The organism is Mitsuokella apri (assembly GCF_051886055.1).
GTDB lineage: Bacteria > Bacillota > Negativicutes > Selenomonadales > Selenomonadaceae > Mitsuokella.
On sequence record NZ_JBJEXT010000009.1, the window covers coordinates 17,729 to 41,104 of the forward strand.

The following is a 23,376-nucleotide window of genomic DNA, read 5'->3' on the forward strand; positions in this document are numbered from 1 at the left end:
GCAGGGATGTTAAGAAAAGCATAATGCGGGAATATCCGCAGCTGCTTTATCCGCGGTCTGTCATAGAACAGGCCGTGAGTGATTATGCTCATATATGCCGCATTGACCTGCAGACAGGGCCACAGGTGACCATTTGCCGGTTTTATGACAGCAGGGCACCGCTGCAGCTGACAGTACAGGAATTTTCGAATTATCTCATTGAACTCATCAATAAACGAGGAACTTCATGCTTGTCGTAGAATCACTGCTCATAACACTGCTGCTGATGACACTTATGGTCAGCAGCTATACAGATTGTCGGGAAAGCCTGATTCATAATGCCCTGCTTTGGCGGGCGGGGACTGTGGCTGCCGTGCTTGACGTATTTTATTATATGATTTTTGGGCAGCAGTATCTTGTTGATTTTTTGTTGAACAGCGGCCTGTTGATTTTGATTGGCCTGGCGCTTTATAGATTCCGGATATGGGCGGCCGGTGACAGCAAGCTTCTGTTCTTGGTGGCACTGGCCATACCGGGGAGAATATATGTCCTGCAAAATCAAGAAGGAGCAGGGATACTCATTATTTTTTTAGCGTTTATCACAGCATTTTGCTGGGTGGCAGCTCATGGACTTTATATTGGCATCCGGCAAAAAAATCTATTTGAACGTTCCAGGTCATCTAGGATGAATATTCATCCGGCCAGAATCTTTGCTTCGTATATCATGATGGTCGGTGTTATTCAGATATTTGACTGCTTATTGCGCCGTATCATGTCCATCGCCATTTTTCAGGGGAGTATGGTGATGCAGGCGTGCTATTGTCTGCTGGTGCTCTTCATGCTGTACGTCAGGCGGAAAATGAATATGCAGAAGATTATCCTGACAGCGGGACTTTCCTGGCTGGCCGTGCTGGTACTGGTGACCGTAGGGGTGTATCATCTGCAGTATACCGTCAGTTTGTCAATCCTGGCTTGGGCGGCCTGCTTGATTGGTCTGCGCATGGTGGTAGAAAAATACAGTTATCAGCTTATCCCCACGGCTGAGGTCAAAGCCGGTCAGATTCTTACCGCAGCAACCGTGCTGAAGTTTACGCGTTCGCGGGTCAAGGGCCTGCCAGTTTGCGCCACAGAAGATTTGGAGGCACGGCTCACGGCGGATGAAGCAGCAAGCGTGCATCGCTGGGAGAAGTCAAAATATGGCGAGCCGACAGTTGTGATTGTCAGAAAAATTCCTTTTGCTGTTTTTATTATGACAGGTACGGTGTTATTCCTGATTTACGAGGCAATGGGGTGGTGAAGGAATGAATCTGTTCTTAAGAGATTATCATGGGGGACCGCGTTTAGTGCGTGTAAAACTTGTGGGCCAGTCCCTGCAGCTCGGTGAAGACGGTTACTCTGTGCCGTTAACTCAAATCAGCGGTGCAAAGTATTTAAGTGACGGCGATATTCTGACGATTGCAGGAGACGGTGTGGCGTTTCGGCTTTATGCCAATCAGGAGCATGATGCCACCATCTTCATGACGGGACATTGTAATTCCAACTGCATCATGTGCCCCACCTCGGATGGGGAGCGTCAGACGAGCTATGGACTGCCCGATGAGGAACTGCTGGCATATGTGGATATACTGCCTGCCGATATCACGCATATCGTGGTGACAGGGGGCGAGCCAACACTGCGGCCTGCCCTATTCCTGCAGGTGATGGCAAAAATTGCAGTGCGCTTTCCAAATACCGAAGTCCTGCTGCTCACCAATGGCCGTTCTTTATCGGTAACATCATTTTTTACTAAGTTTTGCCAGCAATGCCCGTCCCATTTATGTGTGGCAATACCGCTGCATGGGGATACGGCCGCACTGCACGACTCCATAACACGTGCACCGGGGAGCTTCCTGCAGACAGACCGGGCCTTGAAAAATCTATTGCAGGCGGGAATTTCTGTGGAAATCCGCGTGGTCATCACTAAGCTGAATTATCTGCATTTAGGGCAGATCGCTGACAGAATCATTGAGGAATATCCAACTGTCCGTACGGTGAATTTTATCGGGCTGGAGACGCGCGGCAATTGTGCGAAGAACTTTGCGCAGGTGTACATCGGCCATCGTGAAGCATTTATGGCCATGAAACCAGCGGTGAATAAACTGATAGCGGCGGGGATAAACGTTTCAATCTATAATTTTCCGCTTTGCAGCGTGGATTCTGGTTATTGGGAAATCTGCCGCAGGAGCATCAGCCCTGAAAAAATCCGTTATCCAAAGGCCTGTACGGCATGTCAGGTCAAAAAGCTTTGCGGCGGCTTCTTCAATACAACGCTTTCCATGGCAAAAACAAAGGTACATCCGCTGCAGAAAGAGAAGGGCAGCCTATCATGATCAATCATTTCAATTTCCGGCACGAAAAGGATGGGACGTTCCTAATCACGAATGACTATGGATGTTATGACTTTCTGACAAAAGAAGAGTTCTGTTCTTTTGTGCAGGATAACGTAGCACGGGATACACCGCTGCATAAAAGACTTCACCAAAAATTATTTCTCGTTGACACCATGGACGTATATGCTTCTGAAACAGCCAGCAGGCTGCGCGGCATGAAAAATTACCTGTTTCAGGGAACTGACCTGCATATTTTTGTCGTGACAAATCAATGCAATCTTCAATGCATCTATTGTCAGGCACAGGACCATAGGGCAAAGGCACGAGGCATGATGGAGATCGAGACCGGCAGAAAAGCTATTGACATCGCGCTGCAGTCTCCCAATCATCATTTGACCTTTGAATTCCAAGGCGGCGAACCACTGCTGAATTTCCCAGTCATCCAGCAAATGATTGCGTACGCTGAACAGAAAAAGGGAAAAAAGCAAATTGACTATACGATTGTCTCAAATTTCTCTTTGCTTACCGAAGAGATGGCGGACTATCTGCTGGCTCATCACGTTGCGATCTGTACTTCTTTGGATGGTCCGGAAGAAGTGCATACGAAAAACAGGATTTCATTGAATGGCAAGAGCAGCTATCAGGCCATGCTGCGTGGACGAAATATCCTAAAAAAGCGCGGCTGCAGCCCCAGTGCCATCCAGACAACGACAAGGTATTCTTTGGGCAGGGCCAAAGAAATCGTGCAGGAATATTTAAAAGAAGGGCAGCACAGTATTTTTTTAAGGCCGCTGACGCCTTTAGGGTTTGCAAAATCAGACTGGCAGAAGATTGGCTATACTGCAGAAGAATTCCTGCAGTTTTATCGAGAGGCCTTGAGAGAAATCATCCAGCTGAATCTGAAGGGGATTCCTTTTGTGGAACAGCATGCCCGCTTTTTTCTGAAAAAGATGCTGACGGGAACGGCCGATAACTACATGGAGCTGCGTTCTCCCTGCGGTGCTGCTTTTGGCCAGCTGGCCTATTATTACGATGGCAGCATCTACACCTGTGATGAAGCGCGCATGGTCGCAGAAGCTGGCAATCCGGCCTTTCGTCTCGGCGATGTCTTTACGAGCAGTTACCGCAGCCTGCTGTCATCGCGTGTCTGCAAAGCCACGGCAGAGGCTTCCGTGCTTGAGACGCTGCCTGGCTGCTGCGACTGCGTATATCAGCCTTACTGCGGTGTCTGTCCCGTTGTCCAGTATGCCCTGCATGGAAATATCTTCGCGCAGGAGCCCAATGGCTATCGCTGCAGGATTTATAAGGGAATATTGGACTGTCTGTTTGCTGTTTTAAGACATGGAACAGATGCAGAGCAGCAGGTCTTGAAGTCGTGGGTGGAGGAAGAACATGAAAATCATCAAGAATAAGCAATTTCAAGAAATTAAAGAAGACCCTCATAATCATTGGCTGAAGCGGGTTGGCCTTGCTGGTGCAGCTTTGCTGGTCTTTGGCCTTGTATTTTCCTTTTTATATTCTATGGCATCGCCTATGCATTTTTCCCAGAAGGAGATCCAGCAGAGCTATGCTGTGGTGGAAAGTGAAGGCGGTACGTACTTTGGACCGCTGCTCAATATGTGCTATGAAGGTACGGGGGAGTTCCGCCATTTGGACGGCGGCGTTTACGAAGGCGAATTCTCTAAATCAAAACGAAGCGGGACAGGTACGTTCCACTTTGCCAATGGTGATACCTACAGCGGCACATGGGCCGATGACCAGATGGTCGAGGGGACGTATACGTTTGCCGATGGCCGCACGTATCAGGGCAAATTCTCGGACGGCAAGTTCTCATCCGGCACATTTACCTTAGGCAGGAGTGCAGAGGCCCGCGGCTACAGCGACTTTACTGCAGATATTGACAATGGTCAGGTCACTTCGCTTTCGTTCCAGCAGAAAGACGGCCTTCATTATAATGGCGAGGTCAATGGTTATGCTGAAATCACTTATGCGGACGGCAACAAGTATGCCGGTGATGTAAAAAATGGCGTCAGCGATGGCAAGGGAACGTTCCGCTGGATGTCCGGAGGTTCACAGGCCGCGTCTTACGTCGGCGACTGGTCGCAGGGCGTCATGAGCGGCAGTGGGACTTACTATTACACGGCAGGAGATTATCCTCATGTTACGGGCTCATTCGTCAATGGCAAACTGAATGGCAGTGCCCAGTATTATAAAGAAGCAGGAAAATCTTTTAAGACGTCATGGGAGAATGGTGTTTGCAAGAATAACAACGTACATTGATATGCTGCATTGATGTACTGCGTTTTTGCTGGAGGAAATGTCTATGGATCACTTTGAATTTCCACATGTCCAAAAATCAATTGAGGATTTCTTATACGACGAAGAGGGAAATATCCCGATGAATAAGGTACTGACTATCGGTTCGGTGGTCATGATTCTGGGACTTTTCCTGGGAGATGATACCTATGCCGGCCATAGGTCGCACTCGTCGCACAGTTCGCATGAATCTGGTGTGACAGGAAGATATGGCCCGAATAATTATGTGAATGATACTGCTGGCGGCGGTGGCAGCGGCACGGGCGGCGGTGCTTCAAAAGCTGCGGCGGCAAAACATGCCTCGCACAGCAATGTGGCGCCGGATGCTTCGACGATGCAGAACATGAGATCTTTGAGCAGTGCAGACCATGTGAATTTGGATACAGCCGAGCAGACCGTGACTGCACCGGAGACTGCGCCAGCGACGACGGGCGGACAGGAAATGGAAAAATAATACAGCAGATAGCAGAAATGGGGAGGAATCAGTATGAATCTGCAATCCATCAAATTATTGAATATCTTGTCAGCCTGTCAGCCGGAAAATGAATCCTTAGCCAAAATCAGCAGCATCAATGCCATCAAATCCATGGAGGCGTATCAGGAACTGGCACGGCGCAAGGCTTTCCGTGATGAGTTCAAGGAGTTCCTGACCGAAGAGAAACTGCAGTCGCTTACCGGCAGTCAGCTCAAGCAGCTGCAGGAGGCTCTGCCAGCCATCCCTGACTGCCTCGATAATATCATTTATTCCCTGAAGAATGGTGACGGACCAAAGCTGACCGCGGCAGACCGGCCGGATTTCATGAGCAGGGCATCTGTAGAGGGCCTAAGTGAACGCTTGGAAGACAGCACGGGGAAAAATTATACCAATATCCGGCCGGAAGAGTTCATGACGATTTTCGCCGACAGTACGGTCAAGAGCATCAGAGATATCTTCGTCCAGCTGCCTGCGCACTGCAAAGACTACGAGGCAGTTCTGCATGATTTGTTCGGCAACCAGAAATACTGTATCAGCGAAAAAGAAATCAAAGACCTCGATGCAGAATTTGCCGGCATGGTTGACCAAAAGGAACGGCTTATTGGTACGGGCAAAGTACTGCGTTTTAAGCATCGTCTCGTCAAAGGCATCATCGGGCTGTTCTTTATCCTGCTGCCCGGCCTTATCAATGATTTCGTCGGCTGTTTTGACAGCACTATGTCGAATGCAGCCTTTGTGCTCATGATTATCGCAGCCATTGTCTACTGGAAGAAGGGGTGAGTTTCATGGCGAGAACGACAAAAGAAGAGACAAAAGCAGAATATCTTCACTCACTTCAGCAGGATGTAGAGGATATGCAGAGACTTCGGGAGCAGGGCGTCCAGCGGATTTTTCGGAATGGCGCAAAGCTTCTGCTGGTCACGGCAGTCGTCATTGGCATTGGTGCGGCGGGCACTGTTCTGCAGGAAAGAAATGCCGTGGCTGCTTTCCAAAGCACGGGCATTCTCTCCTATGAATTTCTCTATGCCGGTCATGTTTTTGACGATTGGAATGCTGCAGGCACGGGTAATGATGTCAATGCCCTGCTGACCGGAGGCAAGGTGCTGATTCGCGATGGCGTTTATGTCACGGGTGTGCCGGCAGACGATACGGCAGGAAAATTTCAGATCATACCAAATGCTTCCTATTTAAATAAGATGGGCAGCCAAATCATCTACCGTGATGACCAAGACCGTCATATTTATGCGTATGACCTCGATACCAAGCAGAAAAGCATCATTTACACAGGCAACAGCGGGGAAGTCTTCTGCACCAAGGATAGCATTTATTTCGTGGATTATGATGAGGGCGCTGCTCTTATGAAAATCGACCCGCAGAAGCCAACAGACAAAACGGCTGTCGTGAAATCTCCCGTAAAATCATTTGCTGTCTGCGGCGATACGGTAATTTTCCTCGATGAAGGTTCTGTCTTGAAGAAGCAGGCTGTCGGCGGCAAGAGCACGGATGTACTTATGAAGCATGTGGAACGTTTTTTCCTGAATGGTCATATTCTGGCAGAGACGAAAAACACCATTGTCGAATTTAAGCCAGATGGCAGAGACAGCAAAAAACTGCTGCAGGATGCTGACCCCGAAGCCAGCCTGGTAGGAATTTCCGGGCAGAAGCTGTTTCTGCAGAGCAATGGAGAACTTGCCTCATGGACTAAAGGCGCAAAAACATCCCTGCGGTCAGCTGCAAATGGTCTATATGGCTCCATCGTAGAGGACAAGGACAATCAGGCGTACTATGGCATTGAATATCAGCAAGACAACAGCAGCCATATATCCCTGAAACTCGTAAAACTTGAGGAGGGAGAATAATGGCCGGGCAGACGTCAAATAAAACGCAGATTAATCCGTTAAGCAATGTCACGCAAATAAATACGAGCGTGAATGCAATGGATATGGGACAAAGATCACAATTGATTCAGCGGTTGATGATAATTATCCACCAATTTGCACAACGCAAATTGACATATGATATTGCTTCAGCCACAGTTATTAATACTTCACTACGAAGTGACACACGGAATGCGACATCCATCAATCAGGCTCTGTTCCATTATGGTGCGGATATTCCACTCGGGACTGTGCTATTGGATAAATATAAAGTAGAACAGATATTATCCACTGGTACAGGTGAGGCCATTTTATATCTTTGCTCCTATCAGGGGAGAAAGTATGTCGCCAAGGTCTACCAGCGTGCTTCGGCAATTAAGCCGGGAGTCATGGACGCTTTGAAAAAACTGGATTCCCCGTATGTGGCAAAACTCTATGATTCCGGAACCTGGCTGGGGATGCCATTCGAGATTATCCCGTATTACCAGAACGGCAGCCTGCAGGGAAGAACTTACTCCTTTGACGAGCTGCGCAATTCTCTTATCCCGAATCTCAATGAAGCACTGCATGTGCTGCATCAAGCCGGCATTATCCATAAAGACCTCAAGCCCTCGAATATCATGCTCTGCGATGATCAGAAGAGTGTGGCTATCATCGACTTTGGCATCAGTTCGATTCGCAGCGACGGACGTACCGTCGTACAAACGAAAACGGGGATGACGCCGGATTACTCGGCTCCGGAGACATTCCGAAATTTATTTCTTAGCGAATCAGATTATTACTCTCTCGGTATCACCATCTATGAATTGTTCTGCGGCCATACACCGTATCAGGGACTTGATGCAAATACTTTGGCGCAGTATGTTGCCATACAGAGGATTCCTTTTGACGATGATTTCCCGAAGCAGCTGAAAGAGCTGATTCTGGGATTAACATATGTGGATATCACGAATCGCAAGGATCCGGCGAATCCTAACAGGCGCTGGACCTATGAGGAAGTTGCGCGCTGGTGCAGGGGAGAAAACGTACCGGTACCGGGCATGGCAGCGTCGTCGCCAAGCGAGGCCAATAAAGCTTCTGCAGAAACGAGAATTGACTCGCTGGAACCGTTTATGCAAATTCCGCCCATTACCTTTATGTACCATAAGTACCGTGACTTAAAAAGTCTGGTCGAAGCACTGGCCAACGATTGGCAGAACGGCAGGAAGCGGCTTTACCGCTCTACCTTGTCGGAATACTTCAGAAAATTCAATGGCGACTTAGCCAATATCTGCATCGATGCGGAGGAAACGGTTCGTCTTCATCCGGAGCGTGAGGATGAAGAATACTTCCGCACGCTTTACCGTCTGTATCCTTCCTTGAAAGGCTTTTACTGGCTGAACCAAAGCTATGCAGATATGCAGGCCTTTGGCAAAGCATTACTGAAGAGTCTGCAGGATGACGATAAAAATCTTTTGGATGTTTTCGGGAATATCACGTCAAGGCAGCTGCTTTCAAGCCGCGAAAGTGTCGTCAACCGCAAAAATCTACAGCGCGTGCGTCAAATCAATGCCATTGAAACGCGCTATATCGATGCAAAAAAACGGCATGATGCACGAATCGCCAAGGCCCAGCTCTATATCATCGGATATTACTACAGTAAAACACACGATTTGATTACACCGTACGGCCGCTTTGCTGATATTGCCTCATTGACGGATTTCCTGCAGGAAAAGCTCAATTCCGACGGCGATATCGATTCGTGTGCAGCTGCCCTGATGGAGCATGTTGGCAATGCTGACGAAGACTCCTATGAAAATGAACAGCCGACAGCTCAATTTTACGCTTGGCTGACCGTGCAGGGAAAAGGAGCGGCCATTGCAGGGAATGCCCATTGAAAATTGAAAGTTTTGCTAAGGGGGCAATTGAGTCATGAGCGGACCTAAGGTCAGTGTCTATACATTAACAGCAGAAGAAATTGCTGCGATTCAGCAGGAACTTTTGCATCAGCAGCAAATTGCCCTGCGGCGTGCACAGCTGCTGCAGCAGGCTGAGAAATATCAGCAAAAAATTCATGAACAGGAAAACAGTCTGCAGGAACTCGAAGCTTCTATGCCTGCAAATGGTGGGCAATGGGTCAAGGCAGATACACTGCAGAGCAGGATAAAGCAGATGTGGGCGACGCTTTCGTCTTTGCAGCGAAACTTGACTGCGATGAAGGGGCTTGCCTATAGTGATGAACAAAACGATGAAATAGAGCAGCAGTTAGCAGAGATTGACGCGAAGCTGCGGGAAAATAATCGGGAAATCCATGCGGGCTATGGCGAATCCGCCGATTTGCGGGCAAGACTGGCCAAGATGCTGGACAGCGAAATATTTGGCCTCTTCACGGCAGAGTGTGCCCCAAAGGCAGCAAATGATGCCGGTAATACGGCTAAGCATCAGGCCCAGCAGACTGTTCGTCCTTTTGTCAAAGACAGCATCGAGAAACTTCTTGACCTTAAGGACAATCCCTATCTGCCAATCCTTTACAAGCAGGAAGTGGCTAAGGCGGTTGCACGCATGAAGCTGGCCAATGAGCAGCATCGCCTTGATGCGTTCTGTGAGATTGAACTGCCGGAGATGCTGGCAGAGTGTCAGGATTTTTTGGACTTATGGCAGGAGATTGGCCAGGAGTATCAGGACCTGCTGCTGCAATATGAAACACTGTGTGACTTGAACGGAACAGAGAAACGTGCTGCCGTTCCTTTTGACCATGCGGCCATCGCCGTGCTCAAAAAGCAGATTCAGCAGGAAAAGAGCAAGGCCGAGGCGCAGGCACAAAAGACCTACATCCAGCAGGCCCTGAACGAAGTCATGGAAGATATGGGCTACGATGTTTTAGGGCAGCGTGAGGTACAAAAACGCAATGGTACGCATTTCCGCAATGAGCTTTATCAGTATGGCGGGGATACGGCTATCGATGTTACCTATGCGGACAATGGCCAGATATCTTTAGAGCTCGGCAAGCTCGACAAGACGGACCGACTGCCGACGCCGGCGGAGTGCAGTCAGCTTGAGAATCAGATGCTTACATTCTGTGACCGGTTCAAGGAAATAGAGGCCCGTCTGTCGGATAAAGGCGTCATTGTAGGCAATCGGATTGCCCTGACGCCGGCTTCTGCTGACTATGCGCAGGTCATCAATGTCGAAGACTACGAGCTCAAGAAAACGCGGAAGAACGGACAAAAAATAAAAGTCACAAAGCCTAAGGCCATGGCTTCCGAATAAATACGAGATAAAGCAAAAGAAATGCAGGTGAATCATCCATGCGGCTGAAATTATGTCCGGCATGCGGCGAAAAAAACAGTCCCAGCTCTGTAGAATGTGTTTCCTGCGGGTATGACCTCACGGGCGTGCCCGCCGTGGACCCCGAAGAAGTGACAAAAGAGGTAAAAGAGACAACAGAGGAAGAAGTGCCTCAAACGCTGACAAGTGAACAAAGCAGCATCAATCAAGCAGCCTCAGTGACAGAACGCAGAGGTCTCGTGCGCATCTGCCCTGTCTGCGGCGCTGTCAATCCACCGCAGGCCCGCAAATGTCAAACATGTCATGAAGACATAGCGGATGTCCTGCCTGCGCCCATGCCCCAGGAAAAAACGAAGCAAAAGCATTACAGTCTTGAACAGATTGGCACGCATTATATCTATGCCATTCCCTGCGGCACTATCATCATCGGACGGGAACATGAGATGAAAGAAGCGCTGATGAATAAACCATATGTCAGCCGTATCCATGCGAAACTCACGGCTGCCGAAGGAAAGCTTTACATTGAGAATCTCAGTACGACGAATTATACGTATGTCAACAACGAGCGCATTCCGGAAGGACGTGTAGAACTGCATCCGGGCGATGAAATCGGCTTGGGCGGCATGGCCATGAACGGGGACCGGCAGGAACAGGCCGCTTATTTTGTTGTGGGGATGATGGCATGAATGTCGCGCGTGTTCTTTATCCGGTGCAGGTGCTCGGCCCGGGGAAAAGACTTGGCATCTGGCTGGCTGGCTGTCCAAGGCGCTGTCGCGGCTGCAGCAATTCGGAGCTCTGGGAGAAACAGGAGCAATATGAGATTCCGCTGGATGGCTTGATGAAACTTCTGCAGCCAATCCTGCAAAGGGCCGACATGGACGGCATTATCATCACGGGCGGAGATCCCTTTTTTCAGGCAGAAGAGCTGTTCTTGTTATTGAAGGCCCTGCAGTCGTATACCGAGGATATTTTTGTCTACACAGGCTATCAGATGCAGGAGATAAGCAAGGGAACGCCTGCGATGCGGGACTGTCTAAAGTATATCGGCGTCCTGATTGACGGTCCTTATGTGGCAGAGGAGAATAATGGCTGTCATCTGCGCGGCTCGGCAAATCAAAAAATCTATTATTTGAAGCCAAAACTGCAGGCCCGCTATGAGGCATATATGGCAGCCGGTCCCAATAGAATTCAGAATTTTGCTGTTGCGGATGGTATTGTATCCGTGGGCATTCACACAAGAAATTTTCAGAAAGAACTGGCAGAAGCAGCGAGAAAGCGAGGCGTGATCATAGGTGAGTGAGACAAAGGATTTTATCCCTAAATGGCATCGGGAGCTTGACTTGTTTTCCAAAATAAAGCCCGTATTAATTCTCGACGGGAATGTTCTTGATGTCTATCAATATCCGGTGGAAGGGAGTACACCGAAAGGCTCGATTGTCCGCTTGACCGACTATCTGCATTATTTTTTCCGTGATGCAGGGTATCAGGACATTATATTTTATGACAGTCTGCAGGGTTTTTATAACAGCTGTGAAGCAGACATGGTGCAGAAATTTGCCCAGCTCGTAGGACAAAGAGCCTATGGCAGCTCTATTCAGGCAGCTTTTCGCGGGGATAAAGAAGGCGGAGCTGCTTCGCTCGTGCAAAAGGCATTGACGCAGAATAAAGAAGCCGTCGTCATTGTCATGAATATGGCCTCGCGGTATATATCATCTCCGGACCAGCTCAATCAGGATGAGGTGGATGCCTTTACCGGTCTGGTTAAGGCGTCTCTTACGGCCAAAGATGTGCTGGATCAAGAAACGCATGTCATGCGCAAGAATCTGCTCATCATCATCGCGAATAAATTGAACGATTTGCCTGCTTGGTTCTATCTGCAGAATCCGAATGTCAAGAATATAGCGATTGGCGCACCGGCGAAGGAAGAACGGGAAAGCCTGGTCATGGGCGGGAATTTCTCTTCTTTCTTTGCCCGTGATATCTATCAGGCAGACATCAGGGAGTATGAGACAGCGCCGGAAGAACTGAAGAAGATTCAGGAAAAGTTTGTGGCTCTAACAGATGGCATGAGCTTTACCGAGCTCAATGGTCTGCGCAAGCTCTGTAAGAAGGAAAAACTGCATATCCGGGAAATGTGCAGGGTTATCGACCTTTTCAAGTACGGTATCCGTGAAAATCCCTGGCAGGAACTTGACCTTGAAGAAATCAAGCATGCGAAAGAACGGTTTGAAGAGCGTGTGAAAGGACAGCCGTATGCCCAGACAAAAACGCTCGATATCATCAAACGGGCCATAACGGGCCTGTCAGGACTGCAGGGGTCATCGCACGGGCGGCCCAAAGGCGTGCTTTTCTTTGCCGGCCCTACGGGAACGGGCAAGACAGAAACAGCCAAGACGCTGGCAGAAATTCTGTTTGGCAGCGAAGACGCCTGTATCCGCTTCGATATGAGTGAATACAGCCAAAGCCACAGTGACCAGAAACTGCTGGGTGCTCCTCCGGGCTATGTTGGCTACGAAGCGGGCGGGCAGCTGACCAATGCCGTCAGGGAACGGCCGTTTTCTATCCTGTTGTTTGATGAGATTGAAAAGGCCCATCCGACCATCATGGATAAGTTCCTGCAGATCCTTGAAGACGGCCGCATGACCGATGGACAGGGCCAGACGGTTTATTTTTCTGAATGCATCATCATCTTCACCAGCAATCTGGGCATCTATACGCGCGACGCGATGGGGCAGCGTCATCCGAATGTTACAAGTGATATGCCATACCCCGAAGTCTCAAAACGTGTGCGCGGTGCCATCGAGGATTATTTCAAACTGGAACTCGGCCGTCCGGAAATTCTGAATCGCATCGGCGAGAATATCGTCGTGTTTGACTTCATCCGTCCAGATGTGGCGAAATTAATCCTCGATGCCCAGATTCAGAAAATCGTGAAGACGATGCATACCGAAAAACAGATAGAATTGACTATTGCGGAGGCCGCGCATGAAGAACTGTTAAAGGCCGCACTGGGAAATCTGAATAATGGCGGCCGCGGTATCGGCAATATTGTCGAGAGCCATTTGATTAATCCGCTGGCCCGTTTCCTGTTTGACAACGACGCCTACGAGAATGTATCTGTATCCATCGAAGGCATTGATACAGCGACCGCGCCGGTATCCCTGAAGGGGAGCATCAAGAGCATAAAAAAGGAGGCTGACCGCTGATGAAGGTATATTGGCATACAATCAAAGGCACAGGGAAAGGCGCGAATGAAGACCGCGTGCTCATTGGCCAGTCTGTAAAGAAAGATGGCAGCGGACAGGCAGAGCTTACAAGGGGCTTTGTGGCTGTGGCCGATGGTGTCGGCGGCAATCAAGGCGGTGCCGAAGCATCTGACTTTGTCTGCCAGGTACTTGCGCAGGAGAAAAATCCCGACCGCGAGTTTTTTCAGCATGTCAATCATCTGCTGATTGAAAAAGGTGCGGTGAATCCCGTCTACCGCAGTATGGCAACGACGTTTTCGGGAATTTTCCTGCTGCCGGAAAAGGAAGATACCATCCTGTTCCATGTTGGCAATACACGGGTCTATGCCATTCAGGCCGGCAAATACCTGCGTCAAATTACCGAGGATGACACCGTGGTCCAACGGCTCGTAAAAACGGGAAAACTCACGGAAGAGGAAGCCGAAAACTATGCCGCGCGCAATGAAATCACGGCCTGCCTCGGCGGAGGCAAAGAGAGTCTTTTAAGTCTCGACGAAGTTCATTTTCGCCAGAATGGACCAGCGCAGTTTCTGCTGACCAGTGACGGGGTCCATGAATATCTAAGCACAGATGAAATGGAAGATATTTTAGCACAGGCCAAGGGCGACTGGCAAAAAGCCGTGCTGTCACTGACGGAATATGCCCTGGCCAATGGCTCCAACGATGACTGCACGGTCATACTTGCCGATAAGACCATATGATTTGTTTGATAACTCGAGAATTCGAGGATTCGAGGATTTGCTAGTTCGATAGGAGGAATATATCATGGGATGGAGATTTCGCAGAAGTGTCAAGATTGCACCGGGCATCCGGATTAACTTCAATCGCAAAAGCACCAGCCTGAGCATTGGCGGCAAAGGGATTCACAAGACATTCAGTTCCACAGGCCGCACGACGACTTCGGTCGGCATTCCGGGAACAGGACTGTACTATACATCTACTTCAAGCAGCGGTTCCCGTTCGCGCAGAACTTCATCCGCTTATACCAATACGGCATCTGCTTCGGCTTATACGGCTGCGCCGACTGCACCAGCAGCACCTGTTATTGATGTCGCAGCCATACGCGATAGTATCGAGAGCATATACCGGACGGCGGATGCACCGATTAATTGGAAGAAAATGCTGCTTTCAGAAGACCCGCAGGATCAATACTTTCACGAACGCGCAGAAAGAGTACTGGAAGGCGACATTGATACGTATTTTGAGGTCATCAATGATGTCAATCCGCTCAATGATTTGATACAGTATGGAAGCAACTTTGAATGCGGTACGGATGATCCGCGCATGCTTGCCATTCATTTTGCGGTGAACAGCGGAACCGTGCTGGGGGAAGCGCGGCGTCTGCCCAAGAATCAGTATAACGACTTACTGCAGGACTACGTATGCGGCTGCGCCATCCGCATTGCCAGAGACATGTTTGCGCTGCTGCCCGTAAGGCATATTGTCATTGATGCGTATGACAATGGCACGGATATTCTTTCCGTGGATTTCAAGCGCAAACCATTTGAAGCGTTGGATTTTGCCACGCTCGATGCCTCGGATACGGTAGAATCTTTCGAGCATCGCATGGACTTTACGCTGGCAGATGGCTTCAAAAAAATCGTTCCTTTAGACAATTTATGACCATCTTAAAATCGACTGTTTATAAATTGTTAAATTTGCGGATAAAACGCGAACAACTAATTGAACGGCAGTGCCCTTCTATGTTACAATAGAGGGGCATTTATTATGTAGGGGTAGCAGGGGAAAATTTTGTGTATTGGAGGGTGAAATTTGGCAAAGGAACTTTTACGTTTGGAGCATATGGATAAATTTTACGGCACGAGGCAGATTCTGGAGGATTTGAACCTCGTGATTCATGAGAACGAATTCCTGACGCTTTTGGGGCCGTCGGGCTGCGGCAAGACGACGACGCTGCGGCTGATTGGGGGCTTTGAGACGCCGGACCGCGGGCGGATTCTGTTTGATGGCAGAGACATCACGAAGCTGCCGCCGGAGAAGCGTCAGGTCAATACGGTGTTTCAGAAGTATTCGCTGTTCTCGAATATGGATGTCGCGGAGAATATCGCGTTCGGGCTGCGCATCAAGGGGAAGCCAGCCAGCTACATCAAGGATAAAATCAAATACGCCCTGAAGCTCGTGAATCTCGACGGCTATGAGCATGCCGACGTCACGGCGCTTTCGGGCGGCCAGCAGCAGCGCATCGCGATTGCGCGCGCCGTCGTCAATGAGCCAAAGGTCCTTTTGCTCGATGAGCCTTTGTCGGCCCTCGACCTCAAACTCCGCCAGAGCATGCAGCGCGAGCTTGTCAAAATCAAGCGCGAGCTCGGCATCACGTTTGTCTTTGTCACGCACGACCAGGAAGAGGCCCTGTCGATGTCCGACACGGTCGTCGTCATGAATCAGGGCTGGATTCAGCAGATTGGCACGCCGGAGAGCGTGTACAACGAGCCCGAGAATGCCTTTGTCGCGGATTTCATCGGCGACAGCAACATCATCGACGGCATCATGGTCCGCGATAAGCTCGTGCACCTTCTCGGCAAGGATATTCCGTGCATCAACACGGGCTTTGGTGAAAACGTGCCCGTCGACGTGCAGATCCGCCCCGAGGACATTCAGATCTGCGCGCCCGAGGACGGCCAGTTTAGAGGCGTCATCCGTTCCGTCGTCTTTAAGGGCACGGTTTATGACATTACGATTGAGGCCGGCGGCTTTTCGTGGCTCGTGCAGACGATTACGGGGCATGAGCAGGGCAGGGAAGTCGGCCTGAAGCTTGCCGCGTCGAATATCCAGATCATGGCAAAGCCGGCGTCTGAGGACGAGGAGGCCGCGCATGATGCAAAATAACAAGACGGCCGCGCGCCTTTTTGCCGCGCCGTTTGCCATCTGGGCCGCGATTTTCATCGTGCTGCCCCTGTTTTTCGTGCTCTGGCACGGCCTGACGGACGCGGATGGCGCCTTCACGCTGGCAAATCTCGCTGAAGCCGTGCAGATTGAGTACTTAAAGGCCCTCGGCCTTTCCGTCGAGCTCGCGCTCATCAGCACAATCGTCTGCCTCGTGCTAGCGTATCCTCTTTGCCTGATTCTGCAGGAAATCAAAAAAGGCAGGATGCTGCTGATTTTCCTGCTGTTCCTGCTGCCGCTCTGGATGAATTCGCTCTTGACGACCATGGCCTGGCAGACGATTCTCGAGAAAAACGGCATTATCAACATGGCTTTGCAGGCTCTCGGGCTCCCGACGATGGCCCTTATTAATACGCCGCTCGCCATCGTCATCGGCATGGTCTACAACTTCCTTCCTTATATGGTACTGCCCTTATACGTTTCGCTTTCGCATATTGACAAAAGCATCATTGAGGCCGCACATGACCTCGGCGCGGGCAAATGGCAGACGTTCCGCCGCATCATTTTTCCGCTGTCCGTGCCCGGCGTCGTCAGCGGCTGCACGATGGTCTTTATCCCGGCCCTCACGACCTTCGTTATCAGCGCGCTGCTTGGCGGCAACAAGATTCTCCTAATCGGCAATATCATTGAGCAGGAGTTCACGGCGGCCTATGACTGGCAGCTCGGCAGCGCCCTTTCGATGATTCTCATGGTCTTCATTATCCTGAACATCGTGCTTGAGGCCTTTGCCGACCGCGGTGCGAAGAAAAAGGAGGCCGAAGCTAGATGAAACATTTGAAGAAACTTTATCTCGGCCTGATTATCCTGTTCCTCTACGCGCCGATTCTCGTGCTCATCGCGCAGTCGTTCAACGCGAGCCGTTACCGCGGCCATTGGACGGGCTTCACGCTTGAGTGGTACACGAAGCTCTTTGAAAGCGAGGAAATCATCGACGCGTTCCTGAATACCCTGACAATTGGCCTGACCGCGGCCTTTTTCGCGACGCTTCTCGGACTCATCACGGCCCTTGCCATGCGCCGTTTTTCAAAGAAAAGTCAGCTTGCATTCCGCGGTCTTGCCAATATCCCGCTTTTAAACGCCGACATCGTCACGGGCATCGCCTTGATGCTCTTATTCCTCGGCTTTGGCCTGCGCCTTGGCTACGACACGATTCTCATGGCCCATGTCGTCATCAATCTGCCGTACGCGATGCTCTGCATCCTGCCGCAGGTGCTCGGACTCAACAATGTCTGCTACGAAGCGGCCCTCGACCTCGGCGCGACGCCGTTTCAGGCCTTCCGCAAGGTCATCCTGCCGGAGCTGCGGCCCGGCATTGCCGCGGCGTTTCTCTTGTCCTTTGCCATGTCGGCCGATGACTTCATCGTCACGTACTTCACGAAGGGCGCGGGCATCGACACCTTGACGACGGCGATTTACGCACAGCTGAAGCTCGGCATCCATCCCGAGATGTACGCGCTCTCGACCCTGTTCTTCGTCGGCGTCATCGCCTTTGTCGCTTTGCTGATGGTCAACTGGAAACTCCTGCGCCGCCATCAGAGAAAGGGGCTGCTCGATGACTAACATGACTAAGTTTTATAAATGGAAATACCTCGTGCTCGTCGTGGCCATGCTCAGCACCCTGCTTTTTGCCGGCTGCGACGCCCTGAGCGAGGACAGCGAAGAGTCGGAGGGCGAGGACACGCTCTACATCTACAGCTGGGGCGACTACCTCGACCCCGAGGTCATCACGCAGTTCGAGGAGGAGACGGGCATCCACGTTGTGCTCGACGAATACGACACGAACGAGAGCATGTACCCGCGTGTCAAAGAGGGCGCGACGAGCTACGATCTCATCTGCCCGTCCGACTATATGATTCAGAAAATGGCCGAAAACGACCTGCTGCAGCCGCTCGACTACGCGAAGCTGCCCAACGCGAAAAAATACATCGGCAAGGCCTTCCTCGCGCAGGCCGAGTCGTACGACCCGGGCAACCGCTATTCCATCCCGTATTGCTGGGGCACGGTCGGCATCATGTACAACACGAAAATGGTCGATGGAGACGTCGACAGCTGGTCCGTGCTGTTTGACCCGAAGTACAAAGACGAAATCCTCATGCAGGATTCCGCGCGCGATGCCTTTATGATTCCGCTGCGCCTGATGGGCGAGTCGATGAACACAAAAGACTCCGCGACGCTTGCAAAAGCCCGCGACATGCTGATTGCCCAGAAGCCCCTCGTGCAGGCCTACGGCGTCGATGATATCCGCGACAAACTCGCCTCGGGCGAAGCCGCGCTCGGCGTCATCTACTCGGGCGAGGCCATCAACCTCATAAAGGCCAATCCGGACCTCGCGTTCTGCGCCGCGCCGAAGGAAGGCACGAACCTCTGGATGGACGGCTGGGTTATTCCGAAAAACGCCAAACACGTCGAAAACGCCCACCGCTTCATCGACTTCCTCTGCCGCCCCGACATCGCCGCCAAAAACTTCGAAGCCCTCGGCTACTCCACGCCGAACATTGCCGTCGAAGAAATTGAAGCCGACGACATGGACGAAGAAGAACGCGAAATCGCCTTCCCGGATGAGGAAACGTATACGGGACAGGAGACGTATCAGTACCTTGGCGAGGCTGTCGACAAGCTCTATACCAAGCTTTGGCTGCAGGTCAAAGTCGAATAAGATTGCCGAAAATCGGCAGATGTGATATAATAAAGTCGACAAAAGGATATAAGTCGTCCATGCGACGCACGAAAGCCCCCAGAACGGCCATTCTGGGGGCTTTCTATGTCATTTTGCCTTTATAGCAGGGCGACACGTTCCGCGGGTTGGCTGTCAGTTAGTCCCTGTCCAGCCATTTGCAGATGAAGTGACAAACAACACCTGTAGAAAAGGCATTTGGCTATTGCAGTCAAATGCCTTTTCCAATATAATAGAGTAGCAATGAATTTTATGCCGGCACCGCAGTGCCGGTTTTCTCTATACTATGACACGAAGACACTTAGAAAGGATGGCCGCAGATGCAGAAGTTCCGGATTATTCCGAGTCAGAAGAATATGTTCTGGCAGCTGGTGCAGGGGATGCGCCTTGAAGAGGGGGAGAAAGCCCTCTTGAAGGCCGCGACGATCCGCCATGTGGAGGTCTGCACGCACACGAACAGCTGGGAAATCGCGCTGATGACGCAGACGTATATCCCCGAGGAACTCCTCAAAAACGCCGCGGACCAGATTGCAGAGAAGTGCCAGCTCTCTTCGTGTGTCTTCTATCAGGACGTCGTGAACGTCGAAGACGCCCTCGGCAAAATCTGGAACCGCCTTGTCTACGAGACCTCAGAGGGCAATCCGACCGTCTATGAGCTTTTAAAGCGCTCAAAATACACGGTCGACGGCGCGCACATTGTCATCGACGTGCCGGGCGAGCTCGGCGGCGAAATCATGCGCGCGCACTCGGTCACGCAGGTCATGAGCGGCCTTATCGAACAGAAACTCGGCTACCGCTGCCGCGTCGAATGCGAGGCCAGCGAGGAAGTCCTGCAGAATCTCGAAGTCGACGAATCCTTCAGCGACCCCGACTACTGCGAAGCCCTGCGCCGCGTCAAGAAGCAGCGCGAAAAAGAAGAGGCTGCCGAGGAAGACTACTCGGCCATCACGCCGGACGAAATGGAAGGCGTGCCTGCGCCTGTATATAATAGGAAGGAAACTGCTCAAAACGCGCCGGCTCCGAAGGCCGCAAACGCCGCCAAAGCCCCGCAGACAAAAGTCGGCAAGCCCAAGAAAACGGCCAAAAAGTCGAAGCTGCCCGAAAACGGCCCGATCATTGTGCCGAATCACGGCGACCTCATCTTCGGCAAGGGCATGTCCGGCAAATTCCACAAGATCGACGAGCTTTCGGGCGAGACGAAGAATGTCATCATCGAGGGCACAATCGGCGAGGGTCCGGGCTCGGGCCTCAGGACCATCGAGTTCAAGACGGGCACGAAGCTCCTGACGTTCTGTATCTCCGACGACACGAACGGCATCGCCTGCAAGAAATTCTTCATGAAAAGACGCGGCAGAGGCGCCGTTCAGGAAGACTACGACACCATCATGGGGCAGCTCAAAGAGGGCATGCGCGTGTGCGCCCACGGCGACGTCCGCTTCGATACGTATATGAACGAATACGTCCTCTTCATCGACAGCATGACGAAGAAAGAAGTCAAGCCGCGCGAAGACCACGCGGAAGTCAAACGCGTTGAACTCCACGCCCACACGACGATGAGTAGCATGGACGCCGTCGTCTCCGTCAAAAACCTCATTAAGACCGCCGACCGCTGGGGCTGGCCGGCCGTGGCCGTCACGGACCACGGCGTCGTGCAGGCTTTCCCGGACGCTGCCAAGGCCCTCAAGGACTGCAAGACGGACCTCAAGGTCATCTACGGCATGGAAGGCTATCTTGTCCAGAGCGACCCGCTGCAGAAACGCGCAAACCACATCATCATGCTCGCGAAAACCCCGAACGGCCTCAGGAACCTCTACCAGCTCGTATCCCTCGCACACCTCAAGTATTTCCACCGTCAGCCGAGACTGCCGAAGCACATCATCGAGGAATACCGTGAAGGTTTGCTCATCGGCTCGGCCTGCGAAGCCGGCGAACTCATCCGCGCCATCGAGGAACAGCGCCCTGACGAGGACCTCTTAAAAATCGCCTCGTTCTACGACTACCTCGAAATCCAGCCGATTCACAACAACGACTTTTTAAAACGCAGCGACAAATACCCGGACATCCAGACCGACGAAGACCTCATCAACATCAACCTCAAAGTCGCCGAAATCGCGAAAAAACTCGGCAAGCCCCTCGTCGCGACCTGCGACGTGCACTTTCTGAACCCGGAGGACAGCATCTACCGCGCAATTCTCATGAAAGGCAAGGGTTTTGACGACGCCGAGAAACAGCCGCCGCTTTATCTGCGCACGACGGACGAGATGCTGGCAGAATTCTCGTATCTCGGCGAAGAAGCGGCCTACGAGGCCGTCGTGACGAATCCGCGCAAAATCGCCGACCAGATCGAGCGCTTCAAGCCGATTCCGGACGACCTTTACTCGCCGCAGATTCCGGGCGCCGACGACGAGATCCGCGAGATGTCCTACAAAAAAGCCCGCGAGATGTACGGCGAAAACCTGCCGAAAATCGTCGAAGACCGCCTCAAGCAGGAATTAAAGCCGATCATCGCACATGGCTTCTCCGTGCTGTACCTCATCGCGCAGCGCCTCGTCAAGAAATCCAACGACGACGGCTACCTCGTTGGCTCGCGTGGTTCCGTCGGCTCGTCCTTCATCGCGACGATGACGGGCATCACCGAGGTCAACCCGCTGCCGCCGCACTGGCGCTGCCCGAAATGCCAGTACAGCAAATTCATCACGGACGGCTCCTACGGCTGCGGCTACGACCTTCCCGACAAAGTATGCCCAGTCTGCGGCGAACCTCTTATCAAAGACGGCCACGACATCCCGTTTGCCGTCTTCCTCGGCTTCGACGGCGACAAAGTCCCGGATATCGACCTGAACTTCTCGGGTGCCTATCAGCCAGTTGCCCACAAATACACGGAAATCCTCTTTGGCAAGGACAACGTCTATAGAGCAGGCTCCATCCAGACCGTCGCCGACAAGACGGCGTTTGGCTACGTCAAGAAATTCTTCGAGGAAAAGGGCGTCAAGAAGCACATTTCCTACATTGATAAAATGGCCCATGGCTGCATGGGCGTCAAATCGACGACGGGCCAGCATCCGGCCGGCATCATGGTCGTGCCGCGCAACATGGACGTCCACTTCTTCACGCCGATTCAGCACCCGGCCAACGACATGAACTGCGGCACCATCACGACCCACTTCGATTATCACTCCATCAGCAGCCGACTCGTCAAGCTCGACATCCTCGGCCACGATGACCCGACCGTCATCAAGATGCTCGAAGACCTCACGCACCGCGACCCGAAGACGATTCCGTTTGACGACGTCGCGACGATGTCGATTTTCAATTCCACGCGGGCCCTCGGCGTCACACCCGAAGAGCTCGGCGCGACGAGCGGCACCTTCGGCATTCCGGAGTTCCGCACGCCGTTTACGCGCCAGATGATCGACGACACGCAGCCGGACGTTTTCTCCGACCTTGTGCGCATTTCAGGATTCTCGCACGGCACGGACGTCTGGCTCGGCAACGCGCAGGACCTGATCCGAAGCGGTCAGTGCACCATCAAAAACGCCATCTCCGCGCGCGATGACATCATGATGTACCTCATCCACAACGGCATCGACCCGCTGCTTTCCTTCAAGACGATGGAAAAAGTCCGCAAGGGCAGGGGCATCGCGCCGGAGGTCGTCGAAATCCTCCGCAAGGGCGGCATCCCCGAGTGGTTCATCGAATCGTGCCAGAAAATCAAATACCTCTTCCCGCGCGCCCACGCGACGGCCTATGTCATGATGGCCTACCGCATTGCCTACTGCAAGGTCCATTATCCGCTCGCGTACTACGCCGCGTATTTCTCCATCCGCGCCGCCGAATTCGACGCCAACGTCATCGCGCGCGGCAAGGACTACGTAGGGGAGCAAATAAGGAACCTCGAAGCCATGGCAAAAGAAAAAAAACTTGACGCCAAGCAGAACGCGACGCTCATCGTCCTGCAGCTCGCATGGGAAATGTTCCTGCGCGGCTTCACCTGCGAATACGTCGACCTCTACCGCTCGGATTCTACGAAATTCATCATCGACGGCAACGCCCTGCTGCCGCCGATTGCCTCCCTTGCCGGCATGGGCCAGAAAGCCGCGCAGGGCATCGTCGAAGCCCGCAAAGAAGGCTCCTTCACCTCCATTGAAGACCTCCGCCGCCGCTCCGGCATCTCCAAAACCAACGTCGAAATCCTAAGAAACCACGGCTGCCTTGACGGCATGAGCGAAAGCGACCAGATCGCCCTGTTCAGCTGAGGGGGATAAGTGTG

20 protein-coding genes are annotated in these 23,376 nt (G+C 51.9%); all 20 read left to right on the forward strand.

Annotated elements, in window-relative coordinates; genetic code table 11:
• Positions 1–23: 23 nt before the first annotated feature.
• The 20 genes from ACI4OH_RS01260 (at position 24) to ACI4OH_RS01355 (ending at position 23,362) form a co-directional block, all read left to right on the forward strand.
• Positions 24–239, forward strand: a complete 216-nt coding sequence (locus ACI4OH_RS01260) for an HxsD-like protein (RefSeq protein WP_365284414.1) — start codon at positions 24–26, stop codon at positions 237–239.
• A complete protein-coding gene (locus ACI4OH_RS01265) occupies positions 227–1,276 on the forward strand; it encodes a hypothetical protein (RefSeq protein ID WP_295715242.1) in 1,050 nt (349 codons plus the stop codon). The genes ACI4OH_RS01260 and ACI4OH_RS01265 overlap by 13 nt, the downstream gene beginning before the upstream one ends.
• A gap of 4 nt (positions 1,277–1,280) precedes the next feature.
• Positions 1,281–2,348 (forward strand): His-Xaa-Ser system radical SAM maturase HxsC, encoded by a 1,068-nt coding sequence (gene hxsC / locus ACI4OH_RS01270; protein WP_317430087.1) that lies wholly within the window; start codon positions 1,281–1,283, stop codon positions 2,346–2,348.
• Positions 2,345–3,760 carry a His-Xaa-Ser system radical SAM maturase HxsB gene (gene hxsB, locus ACI4OH_RS01275; RefSeq protein WP_439783983.1) on the forward strand — a complete coding sequence of 472 codons (1,416 nt, stop codon included), beginning with the start codon at positions 2,345–2,347 and terminating at the stop codon, positions 3,758–3,760. The genes hxsC and hxsB overlap by 4 nt, the downstream gene beginning before the upstream one ends.
• Positions 3,761–3,920: 160 nt before the next feature.
• Entirely contained in the window at positions 3,921–4,628 is a 708-nt protein-coding gene (locus ACI4OH_RS01280) for an MORN repeat-containing protein (protein WP_295715248.1), read from the forward strand.
• Between the two features lie 43 nt (positions 4,629–4,671).
• Positions 4,672–5,118 (forward strand): His-Xaa-Ser repeat protein HxsA3, encoded by a 447-nt coding sequence (gene hxsA3, locus ACI4OH_RS01285; RefSeq protein WP_439783984.1) that lies wholly within the window; start codon positions 4,672–4,674, stop codon positions 5,116–5,118.
• Between the two features lie 33 nt (positions 5,119–5,151).
• Positions 5,152–5,919, forward strand: a complete 768-nt coding sequence (locus ACI4OH_RS01290) for a hypothetical protein (protein WP_295715252.1) — start codon at positions 5,152–5,154, stop codon at positions 5,917–5,919.
• A 5-nt stretch (positions 5,920–5,924) separates the two neighbouring features.
• Positions 5,925–6,998: a DUF5050 domain-containing protein gene (locus ACI4OH_RS01295; RefSeq protein ID WP_439783985.1), complete on the forward strand. Its 1,074-nt coding sequence runs from the start codon at positions 5,925–5,927 to the stop codon at positions 6,996–6,998.
• A complete protein-coding gene (locus ACI4OH_RS01300; RefSeq protein ID WP_302610388.1) occupies positions 6,998–8,893 on the forward strand; it encodes a serine/threonine-protein kinase in 1,896 nt (631 codons plus the stop codon). The genes ACI4OH_RS01295 and ACI4OH_RS01300 overlap by 1 nt, the downstream gene beginning before the upstream one ends.
• A 34-nt stretch (positions 8,894–8,927) precedes the next feature.
• Entirely contained in the window at positions 8,928–10,265 is a 1,338-nt protein-coding gene (locus ACI4OH_RS01305; RefSeq protein ID WP_302610386.1) for a hypothetical protein, read from the forward strand.
• A gap of 38 nt (positions 10,266–10,303) precedes the next feature.
• Positions 10,304–10,969, forward strand: coding sequence for an FHA domain-containing protein (locus ACI4OH_RS01310; protein ID WP_295715260.1), 666 nt, complete (start codon positions 10,304–10,306; stop codon positions 10,967–10,969).
• Positions 10,966–11,583, forward strand: coding sequence for a 4Fe-4S single cluster domain-containing protein (locus ACI4OH_RS01315; RefSeq protein WP_439783986.1), 618 nt, complete (start codon positions 10,966–10,968; stop codon positions 11,581–11,583). The genes ACI4OH_RS01310 and ACI4OH_RS01315 overlap by 4 nt, the downstream gene beginning before the upstream one ends.
• A complete protein-coding gene (locus tag ACI4OH_RS01320; protein WP_295715264.1) occupies positions 11,576–13,489 on the forward strand; it encodes an AAA family ATPase in 1,914 nt (637 codons plus the stop codon). The genes ACI4OH_RS01315 and ACI4OH_RS01320 overlap by 8 nt, the downstream gene beginning before the upstream one ends.
• Complete coding sequence (locus tag ACI4OH_RS01325) at positions 13,489–14,229, forward strand: PP2C family protein-serine/threonine phosphatase (protein WP_295715266.1); 741 nt, start codon at positions 13,489–13,491, stop codon at positions 14,227–14,229. The genes ACI4OH_RS01320 and ACI4OH_RS01325 overlap by 1 nt, the downstream gene beginning before the upstream one ends.
• A 64-nt stretch (positions 14,230–14,293) precedes the next feature.
• Entirely contained in the window at positions 14,294–15,151 is an 858-nt protein-coding gene (locus tag ACI4OH_RS01330; protein ID WP_295715268.1) for a DUF4236 domain-containing protein, read from the forward strand.
• A 150-nt stretch (positions 15,152–15,301) separates the two neighbouring features.
• Complete coding sequence (locus ACI4OH_RS01335; RefSeq protein ID WP_439783987.1) at positions 15,302–16,375, forward strand: ABC transporter ATP-binding protein; 1,074 nt, start codon at positions 15,302–15,304, stop codon at positions 16,373–16,375.
• A complete protein-coding gene (locus ACI4OH_RS01340) occupies positions 16,362–17,201 on the forward strand; it encodes an ABC transporter permease (protein WP_439783988.1) in 840 nt (279 codons plus the stop codon). Before ACI4OH_RS01335 ends, ACI4OH_RS01340 begins: the two co-directional genes overlap by 14 nt.
• Entirely contained in the window at positions 17,198–17,992 is a 795-nt protein-coding gene (locus ACI4OH_RS01345; protein ID WP_439783989.1) for an ABC transporter permease, read from the forward strand. Before ACI4OH_RS01340 ends, ACI4OH_RS01345 begins: the two co-directional genes overlap by 4 nt.
• The gene (locus tag ACI4OH_RS01350) at positions 17,985–19,088 is read left to right on the forward strand and encodes an ABC transporter substrate-binding protein (RefSeq protein ID WP_435721134.1); all 1,104 of its coding nucleotides are present in this window, start codon (positions 17,985–17,987) and stop codon (positions 19,086–19,088) included. The genes ACI4OH_RS01345 and ACI4OH_RS01350 overlap by 8 nt, the downstream gene beginning before the upstream one ends.
• 338 nt (positions 19,089–19,426) lie before the next feature.
• Complete coding sequence (locus ACI4OH_RS01355) at positions 19,427–23,362, forward strand: PolC-type DNA polymerase III (RefSeq protein ID WP_439783990.1); 3,936 nt, start codon at positions 19,427–19,429, stop codon at positions 23,360–23,362.
• The last annotated feature ends 14 nt before the right edge of the window (positions 23,363–23,376 follow it).

Bases quoted from the DNA above. Each gene is read 5' to 3' on its own strand.
- ACI4OH_RS01260 (WP_365284414.1), top strand. From the start codon at position 24: ATGCGGGAATATCCGCAGCTGCTTTATCCGCGGTCTGTCATAGAACAG.
- ACI4OH_RS01265 (WP_295715242.1), top strand. From the start codon at position 227: ATGCTTGTCGTAGAATCACTGCTCATAACACTGCTGCTGATGACACTT.
- hxsC (WP_317430087.1), top strand. From the start codon at position 1,281: ATGAATCTGTTCTTAAGAGATTATCATGGGGGACCGCGTTTAGTGCGT.
- hxsB (WP_439783983.1), top strand. From the start codon at position 2,345: ATGATCAATCATTTCAATTTCCGGCACGAAAAGGATGGGACGTTCCTA.
- hxsA3 (WP_439783984.1), top strand. From the start codon at position 4,672: ATGGATCACTTTGAATTTCCACATGTCCAAAAATCAATTGAGGATTTC.
- ACI4OH_RS01290 (WP_295715252.1), top strand. From the start codon at position 5,152: ATGAATCTGCAATCCATCAAATTATTGAATATCTTGTCAGCCTGTCAG.
- ACI4OH_RS01295 (WP_439783985.1), top strand. From the start codon at position 5,925: ATGGCGAGAACGACAAAAGAAGAGACAAAAGCAGAATATCTTCACTCA.
- ACI4OH_RS01300 (WP_302610388.1), top strand. From the start codon at position 6,998: ATGGCCGGGCAGACGTCAAATAAAACGCAGATTAATCCGTTAAGCAAT.
- ACI4OH_RS01305 (WP_302610386.1), top strand. From the start codon at position 8,928: ATGAGCGGACCTAAGGTCAGTGTCTATACATTAACAGCAGAAGAAATT.
- ACI4OH_RS01310 (WP_295715260.1), top strand. From the start codon at position 10,304: ATGCGGCTGAAATTATGTCCGGCATGCGGCGAAAAAAACAGTCCCAGC.
- ACI4OH_RS01315 (WP_439783986.1), top strand. From the start codon at position 10,966: ATGAATGTCGCGCGTGTTCTTTATCCGGTGCAGGTGCTCGGCCCGGGG.
- ACI4OH_RS01325 (WP_295715266.1), top strand. From the start codon at position 13,489: ATGAAGGTATATTGGCATACAATCAAAGGCACAGGGAAAGGCGCGAAT.
- ACI4OH_RS01330 (WP_295715268.1), top strand. From the start codon at position 14,294: ATGGGATGGAGATTTCGCAGAAGTGTCAAGATTGCACCGGGCATCCGG.
- ACI4OH_RS01340 (WP_439783988.1), top strand. From the start codon at position 16,362: ATGATGCAAAATAACAAGACGGCCGCGCGCCTTTTTGCCGCGCCGTTT.
- ACI4OH_RS01345 (WP_439783989.1), top strand. From the start codon at position 17,198: ATGAAACATTTGAAGAAACTTTATCTCGGCCTGATTATCCTGTTCCTC.
- ACI4OH_RS01350 (WP_435721134.1), top strand. From the start codon at position 17,985: ATGACTAACATGACTAAGTTTTATAAATGGAAATACCTCGTGCTCGTC.
- ACI4OH_RS01355 (WP_439783990.1), top strand. From the start codon at position 19,427: ATGCAGAAGTTCCGGATTATTCCGAGTCAGAAGAATATGTTCTGGCAG.